Below are 21,125 nucleotides of genomic sequence, written 5' to 3' on the forward strand. Positions count from 1 at the left end.
GTGCTTTCTCCGGCGGCAATGCTACATTGCCATATCGGCAGCGGAGAAAACACATGAACGACTTGCGCATTAAAACCAAACTGGCCGGCGGCCTGGCCGCCATCGTCGCGGTGCTGTTGATACTACTGGGCCTGTCCTACCGCCAGTTCCAACAGCTATCGGAAGCCAACGCGTGGGACCGCCACACGCTGGAAGTGCTGCTGGAGGCCGACCAGATCGCCAACTCCGTGCTGCAGATCCAGAATTCCACGCGCGGCTTCATGCTGACCGGGAACGAGAGCCTGGTGCAGATCATCCCCAAAGAAGAAGAATCCATGCGCCGCCACGTGGCGCGCGCCCTGGCGCTGACCAGCGACAATCCGCAGCAGCAGGAGCGCGTGAAGAAGCTCGGCCCCATGGCCGAGGACTGGGTGCAGAACATCATCCATCCCCTGCTCGACAAGCGGCGGGAATTGAACAAGCAGGCCGGCGTGTCGCAGCAGGTGGCGACGGCGGCGGACGTGCTCAATGGCGCCAAGATCATCGCCGACGTGCGCAAGCTGCTGGCCGACCTGAGCGCCGAGGAAAACCGCCTGCTGGCGCAGCGCTCGTCCGAGGCGCGCGATCTTCAGCAGGCGCAGACCTGGCTGATGGGCGGCGGCGGCGCGCTGGTGGTGCTGCTGGCCATCGCCGTCGCCTGGCTGCTGCTGCGCGCCCTGCTCACGCCCCTGAACCTGCTGATGCAGACCACAGGCCGCATCGCATCCGGCGAGCAGTCGGCCCGCGTGGCCGTGGTCTCGAACGATGAACTGGGCCAGGTCGGCACGGAGTTCAACCGCATGGCGCAGGCCATCCAGGACAGCCAGGCCAGGGAGCTGGCCGACACCAATCTGCTCAAAGCCAAGGTGGACTCGCTGCTGGAAGTGGTGAGCAAAGCCGCCTCGGGCGACCTCACCGGCAAGGTCAGCGTGACCGGCGGCGACGCCATCGGCCAGCTGGCGCACGGCCTGGCCACCATGTTCGACAACCTGCGCACGCTGCTCAACAACGTGCAGAAGGCCGGCATCCAGGTCACCACCTCGGCCACCGAAATCGCCGCCTCGGCCAAGCAGCAGGAAGCCACCGGCGTGGAACAGGCGCAGACCAGCGTGGAGGTGCTCAGCACCACCAAGGAAATCTCGGCCAACACGTCGCAGCTGCTCAAGACCATGGAGGGCGCCACCGCCGTGGCGGACTACACCACCAGCGCCACCGCAGAGGCGCAGGACAACCTGAAACGCATGGACGAGACCATGCAGCACATGGTCTCCGCCACCGACTCCATCAGCGCCAAGCTGGCCGCCCTGTCCGAGAAGGCCAGCAACATCAACAGCGTGCTCACCACCATCACCAAGGTGGCCGACCAGACCAACATCCTGTCGCTGAACGCCGCCATCGAAGCAGAGAAGGCCGGCGAGGCGGGGCGCGGCTTCTCGGTGGTGGCCACCGAGATCCGCCGCCTGGCGGACCAGACCTCGGTGTCGACCTGGGACATCGAGCAGATGCTCAAGGAGATGCAGTCGGCGGTGTCGGCCAGCGTAATGGGCATGGACAAATTCTCCGAGGAGGTGCGCCGCAGCGTGGGCGAGGTGCGCCAGGTGACGGACCAGCTGTCCGGCGTGATGGACCAGGTGCGGAAGCTGGCGCCGCAGTTCGACGCCGTGCTGCAAGGGATGCAGTCGCAGGCCGTGGGCGCGCAGCAGATCAGCGAGACCATGATGCAGCTGAACGACGCCACCCAGCAAAGCGTGGAATCGCTGCGCAGCACCAGCGAGGCGGTGCAGCAGCTGCAATACGCGGCCGACGGGCTGCAAAGCAGCGTCTCTTCGTTCGCCGTCAATCTCTAGCAAGAGGATAGCCTATAATTCCGCAGCCCCTACTGCGGAAGACCAGATTGAACACGACCAGCATTTCCAAGACCAGTATCAAGCGCAAGCTGCAGCTTGGCCTGAGCGCGATCATCGCCATCATCCTGCTGCTGCTCGGCGGCGCTTATTACAATCTCGCGCGCTTGTCGCAGGCCAGTGATCTGGACAACCACACCATGGAAGTGCTGCTGAAGATAGACCAGGTCACGCAGGCCATCCAGACCATCCAGATCCAGGCGCGCGGCTTCCTGCTGAACGGCAGCGACACCAGCTACACGCTGCCGCAAACCGGCATGGCGGGCATCCACGAACACATCGCCGACGTGACGGCGCTCACGCGCAACAACCCGGACCAGCAGCAGCGCATGCAGCAGCTGGACCGGCTGGTGCGGCAATGGATCGCCACCGCCATCGAGCCGCTGGTGGCCAAGCGGCGCGAACTGGGCAGCGCGGACGCCACCGCCAAACAGCCGGAAGTCGGCAACAGCCGCGCCACGGTGGCGGCCATCCGTGAACTGATCGCCGCCGCCACCGCCGAGGAGCAGCGCCTGAAGACCGAACGCGCAGCGCAAACCGAATCGCTGCAAAACACGCTGGCGCTGCTGCTGGCCGGCGGCGGCGCGCTATGCGTGGCGCTGGCGGCGGCGGTGGGCTGGCAGCTCACCCGCACGCTGATGGCGCCGGTGAACGCCCTGTCGCAGGCGGTGGGCCGCATCGCGGCGGGCGAGCAGTCGGCGCGCGCGGAGGTGGTCTCCGGCGATGAACTGGGCCAGGTCACGCTGGAATTCAACCGCATGGCGCAGGCCATCGAAGACAACACGGCGCGCGAGCTGGCGGACACGCGCCTGCTCAAATCCAAGGTGGACTCGCTGCTGGAAGTGGTGAACAAAGCCGCCGCCGGCGACCTCACCGTCCACACCACCGTCGGCGGCGACGACGCCATCGGCCGCCTGGGCCACGGTCTGGAAGCCATGCTGGGCGACCTGCGCGCCCTGCTGGGCAATGTGCAGAAAGCCGGCATCATGGTCACCACCTCCGCCACCGAAATCGCGGCTGCTTCGCGCCAGCAGGAAGCCACCGGCGTGGAACAGGCCCAGACCAGCGTGGAGGTGCTCAGCACCACCAGGGAAATCTCGGCCAACACCACGCAGCTGCTGCAAGCCATGGAAAACGCCACCGCCGTGGCGGACTACACCACCAGCGCCACCGCCGAAGCGCAGGACAACCTGAAACGCATGGACCAGACCATGCAGCACATGGTCTCGGCCACCGACTCCATCAGCGCCAAGCTGGCCGCCCTGTCCGAGAAGGCCAGCAACATCAACAGCGTGCTCACCACCATCACCAAGGTGGCCGACCAGACCAACATCCTGTCGCTGAACGCGGCCATCGAAGCCGAGAAGGCCGGCGAGGCGGGACGCGGCTTCTCGGTGGTGGCCACCGAGATCCGCCGCCTGGCGGACCAGACCTCGGTATCGACCTGGGACATCGAGCAGATGCTCAAGGAGATGCAGTCGGCGGTGTCGGCCAGCGTGATGGGCATGGACAAATTCTCCGAGGAGGTGCGCCGCAGCGTGGGCGAGGTGCGCCAGGTGACGGACCAGCTGTCCGGCGTGATGGACCAGGTGCGGAAACTGGCGCCGCAGTTCGACGCCGTGCTGCAAGGCATGCAGTCGCAGGCCGTGGGCGCGCAGCAGATCAGCGAGACCATGATGCAGCTGAACGACGCCACCCAGCAAAGCGTGGCCTCGCTGCGCTCGACCAGCGAGGCGGTGCTGCAGCTGCAATACGCGGCTGGCGATCTGCAAGCGAGCGTCAGCCGCTTCGACGTCGCAGCCCGGCCAGCGCTAGCGGCGTGACCGCTTAGCCACAGTTTCCCCGCCATCCGCAAGCCCGGCATGGCAGAATGACACATTGCTACCGAACCATGGAACAGACATGCTCAAAGACCTGAGTATCAAGAAGAAACTGTATTTCGGCTTTGCCGCCATACTGGCGATCATCATGGCGCTGCTCCTGGTGGCATACAACAATTTTTCGCGCCTGTCCGAGGCCAATGGCTGGGACAGGCACACGATGGAAGTGCTGCTGGCCATCGACGCCGTCAGCAACGACATCCTGGAAGCGCAGAATGAAACACGCGGCTACTACCTGACCGGCGACGCGGCGCGGCTCGAGCGCGTCAAAGGGGAGCTGGCCGACATGCCGGTCGCCATGCAAAAACTGCAGGCGCTCACCGCCGACAATCCGGCCCAGGCCGAGCGCCTGAAACGCGTGCGCGCGCTGATCGACACCTGGGTCAAGGACGTGGTGGAAGTACAGCTCGCGCGCCGCCAGGAATTGGGCGACGCGCCCGGCGCGGCGGACGCCATTGGCCGCGCCCCGCAGTCGCAGCTCAAGCAAGGCAGCCCGGTAATCAGCGCCGTGCACAAGGAACTGGACGCGGCGTCGGCCGAGGAAAACCGCCTGCTGGCGGCGCGCACGCAAAACTCCGCCGACCTGCAGCGCTCCATGGTGCTGGTGCTGTCGGCCGGCGGCGCGGCCTGTATCGCGCTGGGCGTGGCGATCGCCTGGATGCTGTCAAACGCCCTGCTCTCGCCGCTCAACAGCCTGACCCAGGCGGTCGGCCGCATCGCCGCCGGCGAACAGTCGGCGCGCGCGGCCGTCATCTCCGGCGACGAACTGGGCCAGGTCAGCACGGAATTCAACCGCATGGCGCAGGCCATCCAGGATAACCAGGCCAGGGAACTGGCCGACACCAATCTGCTCAAAGCCCAGGTGGACTCGCTGCTGGAAGTGGTGAGCAAGGCCGCCTCGGGCGACCTGACCGCCCAGGTGACGGTGGGCGGGACGGACGCCATCGGCCAGCTGGGCCACGGCCTGTCGAAGATGTTCGACAATCTGCGCGTCCTGCTCAACAACATCCAGAAGGCCGGCATCCAGGTCACCACCTCGGCCACCGAAATCGCCGCCTCGGCCAAGCAGCAGGAAGCCACCGGCGTGGAACAGGCCCAGACCAGCGTGGAGGTACTCAGCACCACCAAGGAAATCTCGGCCAACACGTCGCAGCTGCTCAAGACCATGGAAGGCGCCACCGCCGTGGCGGACTACACCACCAGCGCCACCGCCGAGGCGCAGGACAACCTGAAACGCATGGACGAGACCATGCAGCACATGGTCTCCGCCACCGACTCCATCAGCGCCAAGCTGGCCGCCCTGTCCGAGAAGGCCAGCAACATCAACAGCGTGCTCACCACCATCACCAAGGTGGCCGACCAGACCAACATCCTGTCGCTGAACGCGGCCATCGAAGCCGAGAAGGCCGGCGAGGCGGGGCGCGGCTTCTCGGTGGTGGCCACCGAGATCCGCCGCCTGGCCGACCAGACCTCGGTCTCGACCTGGGACATCGAGCAGATGCTCAAGGAGATGCAGTCGGCGGTGTCGGCCAGCGTGATGGGCATGGACAAATTCTCCGAGGAGGTGCGCCGCAGCGTGGGCGAGGTGCGCCAGGTGACGGACCAGCTGTCCGGCGTGATGGACCAGGTGCAGAAGCTGGCGCCGCAGTTCGACGCCGTGCTGCAGGGCATGCAGTCGCAGGCCGTGGGCGCGCAGCAGATCACCGAGACCATGATGCAGCTGAACGACGCCACCCAGCAGACCGTCGAATCGCTCAGGGCCACCAGCGAAGCGGTGCACCAGCTGCAGTACGCGGCCGGCGACCTGCAGGCCAGCGTGGCCACCTTCGCCGTCGCGGTCTGAGGCGGACGCGATGAAACTGCTGGTATTCCACATCGGCCAGGACCGCTACGGGCTGCGCCTGGGCGCGGTGCAGCGCGTGCTGCCGCTGATGGAGCTCAAGCGCCTGCCGCTGGCGCCGCAGGCCGTGGCCGGGCTGATGAATCTGCACGGCCTCGCCGTGCCGGTGATCGACCTGGCCCGCCTGGGCGGCGGCGCCGCCAGCGCTGAACACGTCGACACCCGCATCGTGGTGGTGGACTACGTCAGCCCCGAAGGCGGCGTGCATGCGCTTGGCCTGCTGGCCGAACGGGTGCTGGGCGTGCAGGAGGTGGACGAACGCGCGCTGGCCGGCAGCGGCGTGCAGGCCGCGCCCTTCCTGGGCCAGGTGGCGGGCGACGGCGACGGCATGGTGCAGCTGGTGGAGCTGGCCCGCTTGCTGCCGGCCGACCTGCGCGCAACGCTGTTCCAGGCCCAGGCAGGGGACGCCGCGCCATGAGCGCCCAGGCCATGCTGCGCCGGGTGACCGGCCTGACCGTCTCCAAGACGGCGGCCGACCGCGCCATCCGCGAGCGCATGGCGCTGACCGGGGAAGTCAACCGCGAAGAGTACCTGGCCAAGCTGTGTCCGGCCGAGCTGACCGAGCTGGTTGAGCTGGTGGTGGTGCCCGAGTCGTGGCTGTTCCGCGATGCGCAGGCCTTCCATGTGGCGGTGGAGTTCGTGCAGGAGCGGATGGCGCGCCAGGGTGCGTCGCTGCGCCCGGTGCGCATCCTGTCCGTCCCCTGCGCAGGCGGCGAGGAGCCCTACTCCATGGCCATGGCCTTGTGCGACGCGGGCGTGCCGCGCAGCGCCTTCAGCATCGAGGCCTATGACCTGAGCCCCGGCTGCGTGGCGCGCGCGCGCAGCGGTGTGTATGGCCGCAACGCCTTCCGCGCGCAGGACCTGGCCTTCCGCGACCGCTTCTTCACCAGCCTTGGCAAGGATGAATACCTGATAGCCGAAGCCATACGCGCGCAGGTGCGCTTCAGCCAGGGCAACCTGCTGGAGCTCGATCCGGGCGGGCGCCGCTACGACATCATCTTCTGCCGCAACCTGCTGATCTACTTCGACAAGCCGACCACCAAGGCCGCCATTGAACGCCTGTCCGCGCTGCTGGCGGACGACGGCATCCTGTTCGCGGGCTACGCTGAAGTGCCGTCGTTCACGCAGCACGGCTTCACGCCGCTGCAGCACCGGCAAGCCTTCGGCCTGAAAAAGGATAACCAGCCCGCGCCCACGGCCGCGCCCAAGACCGGCCTTGCGCCGCCGCGCTCGCCCATGGACCTGCGCCTGCCGCCGCCCGCCGCGCGGCCGGCTTTCGAGGCCGAACGGCGCAAGGCCAACCGCACCGCGGCACTTGTTGCAACGTCCGCAGCCGCGCGCGCCGCAGCGCCCGTGCCCACAGCGGGACGCGACCAGGCCGGCGCAGCGTTCAAGGCCACAGCCCCATCCGCCGCGGACCTGCTGGCGCAGGCGCGCAAGCTGGCCGACCGCGGCGAGAACAAGGACGCCGCCGCAGCCTGCCGCGCAGTGCTGGCGCGCGCGCCCGAAACCGCCGAAGCCTACTTCATCCTCGGCATGCTGAGCGAGCACGCCGGGCAGGCCGCGCAAGCGGAAGAACACTGGCGCCGCTGCATCTACCTGCGGCCCGACCATTACGAAGCCTTATGCCACCTGGCCCTGCTGGCCGAGCAGTCCGGCAATAGCAGCGGCGCCGCCACGCTCAAGGCGCGCGCGGCCCGCATCTACCAGCGCCAGCAAAACGCCGGCACCGCGAGAGCTGAACCATGACCACCACCACCGCCGCACCAACCATCCAGGGCATCCACGACTGCTGGAACCGCATCGGCGTCTCCGGCGACCATAGCTGCGAAAAACTGCAGCAATTCGTCCACTGCCGCAACTGCGACGTCTACGCCGGCGCCGCCCAGCGCAATCTGCAGCGCCCCGTGGACGCCGCCTACAAGGAAGAATGGGCCGCCCATTTCCGCAAGCCGGCGGACGACAGCGCGCAGCTCGACAACTCCTGCCTGGTGTTCCGCATCGGCCGCGAATGGCTGTCGCTGCCCACCTCCGCCTTCCTGTCGGTGGCGCCGCAGGCCAAGCCGCACCGCCTGCCCCACCGCAATGCGCGCGGCCTGGCCGGCGTGGTCAATGTGGGCGGCAAGCTCTATCCCTGCATTGCGCTCGGCGCGTTGCTCGACATCGACGAAGCGGAAACCGAAGTGCGCACCGGCCGCCACACCTTCGCCCGCCTGCTGCTGGTGCAGTGGGAAGGCCAGCCCTACGCGCTGCCCGTGGCGGACCTGCATGGCCTGCTGCGCTACGCGGCGGCCAGCGTGCAAACGCCCGCCGCCACCATCAACAAAGGCCTGTCGCGCTACCTGACCGGCGTGGTCAGCCACGACGGCATGCAGATCGGCTGCCTTGACGCCGGCCTGCTCGGCTACCAGCTGGCGAGGACACTGCGATGAGCCAAGACCATAACGGCGACCTGAGCCAGTTCTCCATGCAGGAGCTGTTCCGCATGGAGGCGGACGCGCAGACCGTGATCCTGACCGACGGCCTGCTGGCCATGGAGCGCCACGGCGGCGACGCCGGCGCGGTGGAAGCGATGATGCGCGCGGCGCACTCGATCAAGGGCGCGGCCGCCATCGTGGGCCTGGACGTGGTGGTGCAGCTGGCGCACGGCATGGAGGACGCCTTCGTCGCCGCCCAGAACGGCAAGCTGAAACTCACGCCCAACCGCGTGGACGTGCTGCTGGCCGGCGTGGACCTGATATTGCAGGTCTCGCGCCTGGACGACAACGGCGTGGCGCCGTGGCTGGCCGCCAACGGAACGCAGATCCGGCAGACCATGGACAGCATCGCCTCCATCGCCTTCCTGCCCGAGCCGCTGGAGAGCTACAGCCCGCCGCCTCCCCCGCCGCCGCCGTCCCAGCCTGCCGCCGCCCCCGCGCCCGCCATCCCGACGCCGGCCGACGTCGCCGCCCTGCTGGCCGAGCCGGAGGAAGCCGCACCCGTCCCCGGCGCGCGCGGCATGGCGCCGATGAAGACCGCGCAGAACTTCGACCGCCTGCTGTCGCTGGCCAGCGAATCGCGCATCAACGCGCACCAGATGCATCCCTTCCTGCAGGCCATGCAGCGCTTCAAGCGCAACCAGGCCAGCCTGTTCACGGTGATCGAGCAGCTGCACGAAGCGGTGTCCGGCAGCGCCGACGCCGGCCTGAAGGAGAAATCCCTGCTGGCGCTGCAAAAGGCCCAGCCGCTCAAGCAATTCGTGCTGGAGCAGATCACCGACTTCGAAAACTGGGAACGCCGCCTGCTCACGGTGTCGCAAAACATGGTGGACGAAGTGCTGGCGCTGCGCATGCGTCCCTTCCGCGACGGCGTGCAGCACTTCCCGCGCATGGTGCGCGACCTGGCGCGCAGCCTGGGCAAGGACGTCCAGCTGCGCATCGACGGCGAAGACACGCTGGTCGACCGTGACATCCTGGCCAAGATCGAAAGCCCGCTCAACCACATGCTGCGCAACGCCATCGACCACGGCATGGAGCCGCCCGCCGAGCGCGTGGCGCTGGGCAAACCGGCCTGCGGCTCCATCGTGCTGGAAGCGCGCCACCGGGCCGGCATGCTCAGCATCGAGATCAGCGACGACGGGCGCGGCGTGGACCTGGAAAAAATCCGCCGCACCGTGGTCGAGCGCAAGATGGCCAGCGCCGCCATGGCGGCCGCCATGTCTCAGGCCGAGCTGCTCGAATTCCTGTTCCTGCCCGCGTTCAGCCTGAAGGAAAACACCACCGAGATTTCCGGGCGCGGCGTGGGCCTGGACATCGTGCACGACGTGATGCGCCAGCAGAACGGCACCGTGCGGCTGGAGTCCGAACAGGGCGTGGGCTTCCGCAGCTATATCACGCTGCCGCTGACGCAATCGATCGTGCGCGCGCTGGTGGTCGACATCAAGGGCGAGGCCTACGCCGTCCCCATCGTCAAGGTCGAGCGCGTGATCAAGGTGGCGCAGGCCGATATCCACACGCTGGAAAACAAGCAGTTCTTCGAGCACGGCGGCGAGCACCTGGGGCTGGTGTCGGCGGCGCAGGTGCTGGAGCTGGGCGACAGCAGCGCCACCGCCGCCGAACTGCCCGTGGTGCTGATCGGCAGCGGCGCGCGCCGCTACGCCATGGTGGTGGACGCGATACGCGGCGAGCAAAGCCTGGCGGTGCAAGCCATCGACCCCATCTTCGGCAAAATGCGCGACATCTCCGCCGCCGCCCTGCTCGACGACGGCGAACCGGTGCTGATACTGGACGTGCCCGACCTGCTGCTGTCGATCGACAAGCTGCTGCACGAGGGCGGCCTGCACCAGCTGGCGCGCGGCGCCGGCGGCGAGAAACGCCGCATGAAGCGCATCCTGGTGGTGGACGACTCGCTCACGGTGCGCGAAATGGAGCGCAAGCTGCTGGTCGGGCGCGGCTTCGACGTCGACATCGCCATCGACGGCATCGACGGCTGGAACGTGGTGCGCAGCGGCGAATACGACCTGGTCATCACCGACGTCGACATGCCGCGCATGGACGGCATAGAACTGGTCAACCTGATCAAGAAAGACCTGCACCTGCACAAGCTGCCCGTCATGATCGTCTCCTACAAAGACCGTCCGGAAGACCGGGCGCGCGGCATGGCCGCCGGAGCGGACTACTATCTGACCAAGGGCAGCTTCCACGACGAGACCCTGCTGGACGCGGTGGCCGACCTGATAGGGGATGCGCACAAATGAAAATCGCCATAGCCAACGACGTCGCCATGGCGGCCGAAGCGCTGCGCCGCGTGGTGGCCAGCACCAGCGAGCACCAGGTACTGTGGATAGCCCGCACCGGCAGCGAGGCGGTGCGCATGTGCGCCGAAAACCGGCCCGACCTGGTGCTGATGGACCTGAACATGCCGGAACTGGACGGCGTGGAGGCCACCCGCCAGATCATGGAGCAAAGCCCCTGCGCCATCCTGGTGGTGACCGGGCGCCCGCAGGACAACGTCAACCAGGTATTCCGCGCGCTGGGCGCCGGCGCGCTCGATGTGACCGCCACCCCCATGCTGCAGGGGAAGGCCGACGGCGCGGTGGAGCTGCTGGCCAAGATCAAGACCATGGACAAGCTGATACGCCACAGCGGCGGCAGCCAGGCCATGCTGCCGCGCAGCGCGGCCGCGCCCGAACGCCGGGAAGCGAAAACCACCAAACTGGTGGCCATAGGCGCGTCCACCGGCGGGCCGCTGGCGGTGTCCAAGATCCTGGCCGGCTGGCTGCCGCCGCCCGGCTGCGCCATCGTGGTGGTGCAGCACATCGACGAAAACTTCGCCGAGCACTTCGCCAAGTGGCTGGGCGAGCAGCTGCAGATGCCGGTGCGCGCCATCGAGCACGGCGACGAACTGGCGCCCGGCACCGTCCTTATCGCCAAGAGCAACGACCATCTGGTACTGGATAAAGACTACCGCTTGGGTTACGATGCCACACCGAAGGACTATGCCTACCGGCCTTCGGTGGACGTGTTTTTCCGCTGCGTGGCGCAGCATTGGCGCGGCGAAGCGGTGGGTGTGCTGTTGACCGGCATGGGCCGCGACGGCGCCGAGGGCCTGCTGGAAATGCGCCGCGCGGGCCACACCACCATCGCGCAGGACCAGGCCAGCAGCGCGGTGTACGGCATGCCGCGCGCGGCGGCCGAGCTGGACGCGGCGCAGCTGATACTGCCGTTAGATAAAATCGGCCCCATGCTGCGCAGCACCACCGGCAGCCGGGGCTAGCAACCTAGAGAGCATCAATGTCCGAAAGCTTTTCCGTTCCAGCCGAACTGGAACCGGCCCTCACCATCTTCAAGGTGCGCGTGCTGCTGGTGGATGACCAGCTGATCATCGTGGAAGCGGTGCGCCGCATGCTGAGCGACCAGCAGGACATCGAGTTCCACTACGTGACCGACGCCACGCTGGCGCAGCAGACCGCCGGCCAGCTGCAGCCCACCGTGATCCTGCAGGACCTGGTGATGCCGTCGGTGGACGGCTTCGCGCTGATCCAGTCCTACCGCGAGGACGAACTGGTGCGCAACGTGCCGGTGATCGTGCTGTCGGCCAAGGACGACCCCAAACTGAAAGCGCACAGCTTTGCCGTGGGCGCCAACGACTACATGGTCAAGCTGCCGGACAAGCTGGAGCTGCTGGCGCGCGTGCGCTACCACTCGGCCGCGCACATCAGCCGCCTGCAGCGCGACCAGGCCTTCCGCTTCCTGCGCGAGAGCCAGAAGAACCTGGCCGACGCCAATATCGAGCTGCAAAAGCTGGCCGCGCTGGACGGCCTGACTGGCATCGCCAACCGGCGCCGCTTCGACGAGTACATGGCGGTGGAATGGCAGCGCGGCCAGCGCGAGCGCCAGCCGCTGTCGCTGCTGCTGTGCGACGTGGATTTCTTCAAGATCTACAACGACAGCTTCGGCCACCTGAGCGGCGACCTGTGCCTGAAGAAGACGGCCGCCGTGCTGACCGAGCACTTGAAGCGCCCGGCCGACCTGGCCGCGCGCTACGGCGGCGAGGAGTTCGCCATCGTGCTGCCCGACACCATGCTGGAAGGCGCGCTCAAGCTGGCCAATTCCTGCGTGCAGCACCTGGAAAAGCTGGCCATCGAGAGTCCGCAAGCGGCGCCGTTCGGCGTGGTGACCATGTCGATCGGCGTGGCCAGCGTGGTGCCGTCGCCGCACTCCAGCATCGAACAGCTGATAGAAAGCGCCGACCGCGCGCTGTACGCGGCCAAGAAGGCCGGCCGCAACCGCGTCGTGTCCGCCTTAGCCGCCAAGGCTTAGACGAACACCGGCTCCGGCTCCAGGCGCACGCCGAAGCGCGTCTCCACGTCCGCCTGTATCGCCTGCGCCAGGCGCTGCACGTCGGCGCCGCTGGCGCCGCCCCGGTTCACCAGCACCAGCGCCTGCTTCTCATACACGCCCGCCGCGCCCAGACTGCGGCCTTTCCAGCCGCACTGGTCGATCAGCCAGCCGGCCGCCAGCTTCTCGCTGCCGTCGGCCTGGCGGTGGTGCACCAGCGCCGGAAACTGCGCCAGCAGCCGTTCGCACTGCGCGCCGCTGACCACCGGATTCTTGAAAAAACTGCCCGCATTGCCGATATCGGCCGGGTCCGGCAGCTTGCGCCGCCGCACGGCGATGACCGCATCGGCCACCTGCTGCGCGCTGGGCGCATCCACGCCCTGCTCCTCCAGCGCCTGCGCCAGCTCGGCGTAGCGCAGATTGGGCTGCCAGGCGCGCGGCAGCGCGAACGTCACGTCCACGATAATGAGGCCGCGCTGCGCTTCCTGCTTGAACACGCTGTCGCGGTAGCCGAAGCGGCAGTCGGCCGCGCTCATTTCCAGCAGTGCGCTGCTGGCCGGATCGTATGCGGTCAGGCTATGGAAAAAGTCCTTGGTCTCGGCGCCGTAAGCGCCTATGTTCTGGATGGGCGCCGCGCCCACGGTGCCGGGGATCAGCGACAGGTTTTCCAGCCCGTCCAGCCCGTGCGACAAGGTCCACTGCACGAACTGGTGCCAGTTCTCGCCGGCCGCCGCGCGCACGTGGTGGTGCGTGGCCGTGCCCTCCAGCACCTTGCGGCCCTGGATGGCGATATGCAGCACCAGGCCGGAAAAATCGCCCGTCAGCAGCAGATTGCTGCCGCCGCCGAGCACCAGACGCGGCAGCGCGGCCAGCGCCGGATCGGCCAGCGCGGCCTGCAGCTGTTCCGCCGACGCCACCCGCAAATAGTTCGCCGCCTTGGCGTCTATGCCGAAAGTGTTAAGCGAACGGAGGGAGTAGTCGTGGCTGAGGGCTGGGTTCGAGTGCATAGGCGTGTAAGTATTTTGGGGGATTATAGTGTGAAAGTGGGAAAATCGCGTCAAAAACGACCGAGCGTTCGGTCCGTTGTCCGTTAAAATGGCACATCTTTTTACGCGGCGCTGCAGCACGCGCCCACCGCACTAACTAAAGGAAAGTAACATGCCGTCGTTTGATGTAGTCTCCGAAGCCGATATGATCGAAGTGCGCAACGCCGTCGATCAGGCAAAGAAAGAAATCACCACCCGTTTCGACTTCAAGGGCAGCAGCGCCAATGTCGAACAAAAAGAAGCCGAACTGACCGCCTACGCCGATTCGGACTTCCAGCTGACCCAGGTCAAGGACGTGCTGATCAACAAGCTGGGCAAGCGCAACGTGGATGTGCGCTTCCTGGACGAAGGCAAGATCGAGAAAATCGGCGGCGACAAGGTCAAGCAGGTCATCAAGATCAAGAACGGCCTGGAAACCGAAGCGGCCAAGAAAATCACCCGCATCATCAAGGACAGCAAGATGAAGGTGCAGGCCAGCATCCAGGGCGAATCCGTGCGCGTGACCGGCGCCAAGCGCGACGACCTGCAAGCCGCCATGGCCATGCTGCGCAAGGAAGTCAAAGACACCCCGCTGGAATTCAACAACTTCCGCGACTAAGCGACCCCAGCCACCACATCCCGACCCGGTGCGCATGCCGCACCCTGCCGCGGGCCGTTCCGGCCCGGCGGCGCCACGTAGTTAAGGACTGCAGATGAAACGAGTAGACGACTTCCGCCTGCGCTTCGGCGACAAGGAATACGTACCCATCATGATAGGCGGCATGGGGGTGGACATTTCCACGTCCGAGCTGGCGCTGGAGGCGGCGCGCCTGGGCGGCATCGGCCATATTTCGGACGCCATGGTGGAAGACGTGTCGGACCGCAAGTTCGACACCACCTTCGTCAAGGACAAGACCAAGCTCTACAAGTACAACATCTTCAATATGGACAAGGCCGTGGTGCAGTTCGACCTCGAACGCCTGGCCGACGCGCAGCGCCGCCACATCGGCGCCACCATGGCGGCGAAGCAAGGCCCCGGCCTGATCTTCGTGAACTGCATGGAAAAGCTGACCATGAACGGCCCCAAGGAAACCCTGCGCACCCGCCTGAACGCGGCGCTGGACGCGGGCATCGACGGCATCACCCTGTCGGCCGGCCTGCACTTCGGCTCCTTCGCGCTGATGGCGGACAACCCGCGCTTCCGTGAAGCCAAGCTGGGCATCATCGTGTCCTCGGTGCGCGCGCTGCAGATCTTCCTGCGCAAGAACGCCAAGCTGGACCGCGCCCCGGACTACGTGATCGTGGAAGGCCCGCTGGCCGGCGGCCACCTGGGCTTCGGCATGGAAGACTGGAAAAACTATGACCTGCACACCATCGTGGCCGAGGTGCTGGCATACCTGAAGGGCGAGAACCTGGCCATTCCCGTCATCGCGGCGGGCGGCGTGTTCACCGGCGGCGACGCCGTGTCCTTCCTGGAAGCGGGCGCGGCCGGCGTGCAGGTGGCCACGCGCTTCACGGTGACCAAGGAATGCGGCCTGCCGGACAAGGTCAAGCAGGAATACTACAAGGCCAGCGAGGAAGACATCATCGTCAACGGCGTGTCGCCGACCGGCTACCCGATGCGCATGCTGAAGAACACGCCCGCCATCGGCGCCGGCATCCGTCCGGGCTGCGAGTCCTACGGCTACCTGCTGGACGCCACCGGCAACTGCTCCTACATCAATGCCTACAACCGCGAAGTCACCGCCAACGGCGGCAGCGACAAGGGCATTTCGGTGATGGACAAGACCTGCTTGTGCACCCACATGCGCAACTTCAACTGCTGGACCTGCGGCCACTACACCTACCGCCTGAAGGACACCACGCACAAGAAGGAAGACGGCACTTACCAGCTGCTCACCGCCGAGCACGTCTTCAAGGACTACCAGTTCAGCACGGGCAACGAAGTCGCCCTGCCGGAAAAAGAAGCATAAAAAAAAGGCGCCCCAGGCGCCTTTTTCACATCCGGGGCACTCAGCCCTCGTGCGTAATGCGCGCGATCAGCGCACCCAGCACGTCTTCCGAACGTTCATTGTCCACCTGGCAGGTGCCGGCGTTCTCATGCCCGCCGCCGCCGTATTCCAGCATCAGCGCGCCGATATTGGTCTTGGACGTGCGGTTCAGGATCGACTTGCCGGTGGCAAACACGGTGTTCTGGTTCTTCAGGCCCCACAGCACATGGATGGAGATATTGGTCTCCGGATACATGGCGTAGATGATGAAGCGGTTGCCCGCGTAAATGGTTTCCTCATTGCGCAGGTCCAGCACCACCAGGTTTTTATGGATGGTGGAGCAGCGCTTGATCTGGTCCTTGCACTTCTCGCTGTGCTCGAAGTACAGCTCCTTGCGTTCCTTCACGTCCGGCAATTCCATGATCTGTTCGATCGTATGGTTTTTGCAGTAGTCGATCAGGTCCATCATCAGGTTGTAGTTCGAGATGCGGAACTCGCGGAAGCGGCCCAGGCCGGTGCGCGCATCCATCAGGAAATTGAGCAGGTCCCAGCCTTCCGGATTGAGCACTTCCTCGCGGTTGAACTGGGCCGAATCGCCCTTGTCCACCGCCGCCATCATGCCCTCCCACGACGCCGGGAAGGCTTTCAGGCCGCCGTAGTAGTCGTACACCACGCGCGCAGCCGACGGCGCCTCCGGATGGATGATGTGGTTGCTGCGTTCGCCGGTATTGCGGATGGTTTCGGACAGATGGTGGTCGAAGGCCAGATGCGCCCCGGCCACATAGGGCAGATTGGTCGTGATGTCCTTGTCACTGATCGCAATCTTGCCGTCTTGCATGTCCTTGGGGTGGACAAACAGGATATCGTCGATCATGTCCAGGTGTTTCAAGAGCACAGCGCACACCAGGCCGTCAAAGTCGCTGCGGGTTACGAGGCGAAATTTTTTTGCTTCAGCTGACATGGGATACCTTTTCGTAGAGTGACATTCACCAGCGCATCCTATGGGAAAAGATGCAATGATGAATAATACAACTCAACTCCCCGGCTTGCCCAGTACTTATGCGGGGGCCTGGCCGGAGGCGGTATTTTCTGTCTCGGCTGCGCCGCGCCGTGCCGCGCGCAGGGCTTTGTTCGCGGCCAGCAAGGCGGCCAGCACCGCGCATGCGATCCACACCGACCACAGCGTATGGGTGAGGAAGTGGGCGCCGCGCATCTGTTGCATCCAGCCCACGGCAGCGCCGAAGGCCAGCGCGGACAACGCCACGTCGGCCGCTTTGCGCGGATTGTGAGGCAGCCAGAACACGGCCAGTCCCACCAGCCACAGGGCGCTGGACGCATGCCCGCCCGGCAGGCAGTGGCCCGCCTCCACCCAGCCCGGCATATGCTCGAGCAGGCGGTAATACGGCTGGTAGCCGCCATAGCGTTCCAGGTCCCACGGGCAATGCGAGCGGCTGGCGCGTTTCAACAGCGAAGTGACCAGCGGGATCAGGATCACGCACAGCGACATCAGCCGCATCCGCAGGCGCCACCAGTCCGGCAGCGCGCGGCGGCGGCGCGCGGCGCGCCACAGATCCCAGACGCAGGCCGCAATCGGCAGCGCGCCCAGCACGGTCAGCATGGTTTTCAGCGTGCCATGGCCGAACGCCTCGGTCAGCCAGACGTGCTGCCAGGGGAATTCATGCACGTGGAAGTCGAACATCAGGTCGGCCAGCAGCAGGTCGATATTGCCCATGCCGATCAGCAATATCAACAGCGCCGACCCGGCCAGCAGCCAGGCCGCGCGCCGCAGTACGGACCAGCTGACCAGGTTGTTATCCATGGGTGCAGGCGTTGAACATGTCGAACGCGGGATTGTAGACGGCCGTGCTCACGTCCAGCATGCCCAGCACGGAGTGGAACACATTGTCGTGCGAGAACGGCTGGCTGGCGCGGGCGGCCAGGCAGCGGCGGTCGATCTTGAAGCGCTCCGCATAGGCGTCCGAGAACCACATCATCATCGGAATGCGGCGCTGCTCAGGCGGCGAAATAATGTAGGGCGCGCCGTGCAGGTACATATTCTTCTCGCCCAGCGATTCGCCGTGGTCGGAGAAATACACCATGCCGGTGTCCACGCCGTCCACCGCGTTGCTCTGCTGCAGCAGCTTGATGAGCTTGTCCAGGAAGTAATCGGTGTACAGGATGGTGTTGTCGTAGGCGGCGGTAATCTGCTCCTGGGTGCATTTTTCCAGCTCATTGGTATTGCACACCGGGCCGAACTTGCCGAAGTTGGCCGGATAGCGCTTGGCATAGGCCGGGCCGTGGCTGCCCTTCTGGTGCAGCACAATGACCAGGTCCTTGCCCGGCTTGCGTATCAGTTCGGGCAGGCGCTCGAGCAGCTTCTCGTCGTAGCACTCTTCGCTGTTGCACAGCGGGTCGCCCGCCACCGGTTCCGACCAGTCCTCGTACTCCACGCGCGCGCAAGTGCCCTTGCAGCCGGAGTTATTGTCGCGCCACAGCACGTCGAAGCCGGCGTGCTTGAGCACGTCGAGCAGGCCTTCCTGGCCCTGGGCCTTGGTATCGGAATAATTCTCGCGGCCCAGCGCGGAGAACACGCAGGGCACGGAAACGGCGGTGGCCGTGCCGCAGGAGGACACATTGCTGAAATTGATCAGGCCAGCCTGCTGCGACAGCAGCGGATTGGTATTGCGGCCATATTGGTTGAGCGAGAAATTCATGGCGCGCGCAGTCTCGCCCACCACCAGCACGGTGACGGTGCGGCGCGCCTGGCCGGCCCAGGTCACGCCCTTGGCCGCGTCGCGTCCCAGCGGCGCCACCACTTGTGGCTTGGCCCATTTCTGCCTCAGGTAACCGTTGGTGGCCTGGATATAATTGGTCGGCGTGAGCAGGAAGCGCAGTTCGCGGTGCTCGCGTATGGCCGGCGCATAGGTCTTGAAGAACAGCATCAGGATGCCGGCCACCAGCAGCAGCGAGCCGGTCACGATGCCGGCGCTGGTGAGCAGGTGGCGTCCGCGCGGCGCGAAGGTCAGCCTGGTGCGCGCCACCAGCACGGCGGGCAGCACGCCCAGCAGGCCTATGGTCAGCAGCATCTTCAGGCTGAACAGTTCGCCGGCTTCGCGCACATCGGTTTCCACCACGTTCTGGATCATGGCCTTGTCGATCTGCGTGCCGTACTGGTTCATGAAGTAGGTCGCGGCCGACGTGGCCAGCAGCAGCACGATGACCACGGGCTTGATGACAAAGCGGAAATTGACCAGGCTCAGGCAGGCATTGAATAGAAGCACCAGCAGCAGGAAGGTGGCCCCCAGCAAGGGCAGATTGGCGACGCTGAAGCCGCCTGTGGCTAGCAGGAAGCGTTGCCAGAAACTGTAGTTATAGGCGGCCACCAGGAAAAAGGATGCGGCCAGCGTGAACAAGGGCGCACTCAGGCGCGGGGCAAATTTAACGGTCACTCGGTTTCCAGGCAGATAGGCAAAGCGTACGCCACTATAGCCAGCGGCCGGTCAAGGCCGCGTCAACCGCGCGTTAGGAAATTGTGAAATCGCGCTAAATCGAGGCTGCCGGCGTAAAGCGGATGACGAAGATGCTGCCGCCGCCGGGCCGGTCCTCGAGCGCCAGGCTGGCGCCCAGATAGCTGCAAATGCGGCGCACCAGGGCCAGTCCCAGGCCTGTGCCGGACGAACCGCTGCCCGCGCCCGCGTCGACCGCCGCGCCGTGCGCCTGCCCTCCAAGCGCGGCGCGCACGGCGGCGGGCAAACCCGGTCCCGTGTCTTCCACGCTGACGCTGTTGCGCCCCATGCGCACCGTCACCGTGCCGCTGTCGGTGTACTGGCAGGCGTTGCGCACCAGGTTGCCTATCGCGCTCATGCACAGCTCGCGCGGCGCGCGCACCGTAAAGTCCTCGCCGCCTTCAAACGCGAGCTGCACCGGCTTTGCCGCCACCAGGTGCAGGTGGCGCTCGGTCTCGCCGCGCGCCACCTGGCCGACATCGACCTGCGCCTGCGCATCCAGCTGCGGCGCGCGCGCCAGCAGCAGCAGCACCGTTACGCATTCGGCGGCTTCCTGCGCCGCACGGTAAATGCGCGCCGCCGCCGCGTAGCCCGCGCTGCCCTCGCCTTGCGCCATCAGCACTTCCGCAGCGCCCATGATGACGGTGAGCGGACTGCGCAATTCGTGGCTGACGTCGCCGGTGAAGAAGCGCTCGCGCTCCAGCACATCGCGCAGCTGGGCGGTATGGGCGGCGTAAGCGCGCGCCAGTATGCCCAGCTCGTCCCTGCGCCCTTCCAGCGATACATTGGGCTGATCGGAACTGACCGCCTCCGCCATATCCATGATAGGCGTGACCAGGCGGCGCGCCACATAACCGCCCAGGAAATAGGAAAACAGCAGGAAACCCAGGAAGCCGATGGCAAACAGGGAATACACCGCCAGCTCCACTTTTTCGTAGTCGCTTTCATGATCGACCGCCACGTACTCGCCCAGGGCGTCGTGCCCGGCCAGGATATGCAGGCCCACGCCATCCACGGTTTTTTCCTGCACCCCGGGCGGCAGGCCGCGCAGCGAAGTGGGAATATCCGCGCCGCGGTGGAAGCTCAGTCCGGCGGGCATTTCCACCGGCAGCATGCCTGCCGCGCGCGGCGCGGCCCAGGCCGCCACCTGGCGCAGGCGGTTGTCGACCAGGTGCTCCTCGATGCCCTCCACCGCGAACGCGGCGATCAGTGCAAAAAACAGCACAAAGCCGAAGGCGTAGGTGGTGTAGGCAATGACGATACGGCGCCGCAGGGAGTTAAACGGTTTCATCGTGGCTCACCAGTTTGTAGCCTATGCCGGGCACGGTGCGCAGCATGGCGAAGGGGTAGGGTTTGTCCAGCGCCTGGCGCAGCGCGTGCAAGTGGGTGCGCAGCGCGTCGCTGTCGGGCCTGTCCTCGCCCCAGACTTCCTGCTCCAGCGTCTCGCGCGGCACCAGGCGCGGCGCTTCGCGCATCAGGCAGCGCAGCAGCACATAGCCGGTCTTGGTCAGCACCAGCGGGCGGCCGGCGCGCGTGGCGGTATAGGTGCTGGTATCGAAAGTCAGGTCGCCCACGCGCAGCACGGGCGCCGCCGCATGGCTGCCCTTGGCGCGCCGCACCAGGGCTTTCAGGCGCACGTCCAGCTCCACCAGGGAGAAGGGCTTGACCAGGTAATCGTCGGCGCCGGCGTCGAAGCCGACCACCTTGTCCGCCAGGGTGTCGCGTGCGGTCAGCATCAGCACCGGCGTGGAGTCGTTCAGTTCACCGCGCAGCTTCTGGCACAGCTCCACGCCGTTCAGGCCGGGCAGCATCACGTCCAGCACCACCGCGTCGTAGCGGTTCTGCGACGCCAGGCCCAGCCCTGCATAGCCGTTGACGGCGGAGTCCAGCACATAGCCTTTGGGCTCGAAGAATTCGTACAGGTTGGCGACAATGTCGGGATTGTCTTCAATGATGAGCAGGCGCATGCCGTATTTTACTTCCAAATGCGAAAAACCCCGCCAGGGTCACCTGACGGGGTTTTTCTATATAACTAGCCTGACGATAACCTACTTTCACACTGGTTGCAGCACTATCATCGGCG

At 66.0% G+C, this 21,125-nt stretch carries 17 protein-coding genes; 11 read left to right on the forward strand and 6 right to left on the reverse strand.

Going from position 1 to position 21,125, the window contains the following annotated elements; all coding sequences use genetic code 11:
• Window positions 1–53: 53 nt before the first annotated feature.
• From AC07S4_RS24900 to AC07S4_RS24940, 9 genes are all read left to right on the forward strand, one after another.
• Entirely contained in the window at window positions 54–1,865 is a 1,812-nt protein-coding gene (locus tag AC07S4_RS24900; RefSeq protein ID WP_494989163.1) for a methyl-accepting chemotaxis protein, read from the forward strand.
• 47 nt (window positions 1,866–1,912) lie between these two features.
• Window positions 1,913–3,745 (forward strand): methyl-accepting chemotaxis protein, encoded by a 1,833-nt coding sequence (locus AC07S4_RS24905; RefSeq protein WP_494989164.1) that lies wholly within the window; start codon window positions 1,913–1,915, stop codon window positions 3,743–3,745.
• Between the two features lie 79 nt (window positions 3,746–3,824).
• Window positions 3,825–5,645, forward strand: coding sequence for a methyl-accepting chemotaxis protein (locus tag AC07S4_RS24910; RefSeq protein ID WP_494989165.1), 1,821 nt, complete (start codon window positions 3,825–3,827; stop codon window positions 5,643–5,645).
• 10 nt (window positions 5,646–5,655) lie between these two features.
• Window positions 5,656–6,120, forward strand: a complete 465-nt coding sequence (locus AC07S4_RS24915) for a chemotaxis protein CheW (RefSeq protein WP_494989166.1) — start codon at window positions 5,656–5,658, stop codon at window positions 6,118–6,120.
• Window positions 6,117–7,451, forward strand: coding sequence for a CheR family methyltransferase (locus tag AC07S4_RS24920; RefSeq protein WP_494989167.1), 1,335 nt, complete (start codon window positions 6,117–6,119; stop codon window positions 7,449–7,451). Before AC07S4_RS24915 ends, AC07S4_RS24920 begins: the two co-directional genes overlap by 4 nt.
• Window positions 7,448–8,134 carry a chemotaxis protein CheW gene (locus tag AC07S4_RS24925; protein ID WP_494989168.1) on the forward strand — a complete coding sequence of 229 codons (687 nt, stop codon included), beginning with the start codon at window positions 7,448–7,450 and terminating at the stop codon, window positions 8,132–8,134. Before AC07S4_RS24920 ends, AC07S4_RS24925 begins: the two co-directional genes overlap by 4 nt.
• Entirely contained in the window at window positions 8,131–10,437 is a 2,307-nt protein-coding gene (locus AC07S4_RS24930) for a hybrid sensor histidine kinase/response regulator (RefSeq protein ID WP_494989169.1), read from the forward strand. Before AC07S4_RS24925 ends, AC07S4_RS24930 begins: the two co-directional genes overlap by 4 nt.
• Window positions 10,434–11,456, forward strand: a complete 1,023-nt coding sequence (gene cheB / locus AC07S4_RS24935) for a chemotaxis-specific protein-glutamate methyltransferase CheB (protein ID WP_494989170.1) — start codon at window positions 10,434–10,436, stop codon at window positions 11,454–11,456. Before AC07S4_RS24930 ends, cheB begins: the two co-directional genes overlap by 4 nt.
• A 17-nt stretch (window positions 11,457–11,473) precedes the next feature.
• Window positions 11,474–12,502 (forward strand): diguanylate cyclase, encoded by a 1,029-nt coding sequence (locus AC07S4_RS24940; RefSeq protein WP_494989171.1) that lies wholly within the window; start codon window positions 11,474–11,476, stop codon window positions 12,500–12,502.
• On the opposite strand, the gene murB is transcribed toward AC07S4_RS24940, so the two are convergent.
• Window positions 12,499–13,527: a UDP-N-acetylmuramate dehydrogenase gene (murB, locus tag AC07S4_RS24945; protein ID WP_494989172.1), complete on the reverse strand. Its 1,029-nt coding sequence runs from the start codon at window positions 13,525–13,527 to the stop codon at window positions 12,499–12,501. The two genes, AC07S4_RS24940 and murB, sit on opposite strands and share 4 nt — an antisense overlap.
• Before the next feature lie 151 nt (window positions 13,528–13,678).
• Between murB and AC07S4_RS24950 the strand changes: the two genes are divergently transcribed.
• Both AC07S4_RS24950 and AC07S4_RS24955 read left to right on the forward strand, forming a co-directional pair.
• Window positions 13,679–14,164, forward strand: a complete 486-nt coding sequence (locus AC07S4_RS24950) for a YajQ family cyclic di-GMP-binding protein (protein WP_025595779.1) — start codon at window positions 13,679–13,681, stop codon at window positions 14,162–14,164.
• Window positions 14,165–14,258: 94 nt separating this feature from the next.
• The gene (locus AC07S4_RS24955; RefSeq protein WP_494989173.1) at window positions 14,259–15,518 is read left to right on the forward strand and encodes a nitronate monooxygenase; all 1,260 of its coding nucleotides are present in this window, start codon (window positions 14,259–14,261) and stop codon (window positions 15,516–15,518) included.
• Between the two features lie 40 nt (window positions 15,519–15,558).
• Here the strand turns inward: AC07S4_RS24955 and AC07S4_RS24960 are convergent, their stop codons facing one another.
• The 5 genes from AC07S4_RS24960 to AC07S4_RS24980 form a co-directional block, all read right to left on the reverse strand.
• Window positions 15,559–16,497, reverse strand: coding sequence for an exopolyphosphatase (locus AC07S4_RS24960; protein ID WP_494989174.1), 939 nt, complete (start codon window positions 16,495–16,497; stop codon window positions 15,559–15,561).
• A gap of 96 nt (window positions 16,498–16,593) precedes the next feature.
• A complete protein-coding gene (locus AC07S4_RS24965; protein WP_494989175.1) occupies window positions 16,594–17,355 on the reverse strand; it encodes a phosphatase PAP2 family protein in 762 nt (253 codons plus the stop codon).
• A complete protein-coding gene (locus AC07S4_RS24970; RefSeq protein WP_494989176.1) occupies window positions 17,348–18,985 on the reverse strand; it encodes a phosphoethanolamine transferase in 1,638 nt (545 codons plus the stop codon). The genes AC07S4_RS24965 and AC07S4_RS24970 overlap by 8 nt, the downstream gene beginning before the upstream one ends.
• 94 nt (window positions 18,986–19,079) lie before the next feature.
• On the reverse strand, window positions 19,080–20,333 hold the full coding sequence (locus tag AC07S4_RS24975; protein ID WP_494989177.1) for a sensor histidine kinase: 1,254 nt from the start codon (window positions 20,331–20,333) through the stop codon (window positions 19,080–19,082).
• The gene (locus tag AC07S4_RS24980) at window positions 20,320–21,009 is read right to left on the reverse strand and encodes a response regulator transcription factor (RefSeq protein ID WP_494989178.1); all 690 of its coding nucleotides are present in this window, start codon (window positions 21,007–21,009) and stop codon (window positions 20,320–20,322) included. The genes AC07S4_RS24975 and AC07S4_RS24980 overlap by 14 nt, the downstream gene beginning before the upstream one ends.
• Window positions 21,010–21,125: the final 116 nt, after the last annotated feature.

The organism is Pseudoduganella sp. GW821-FHT05F09 (assembly GCF_059419605.1).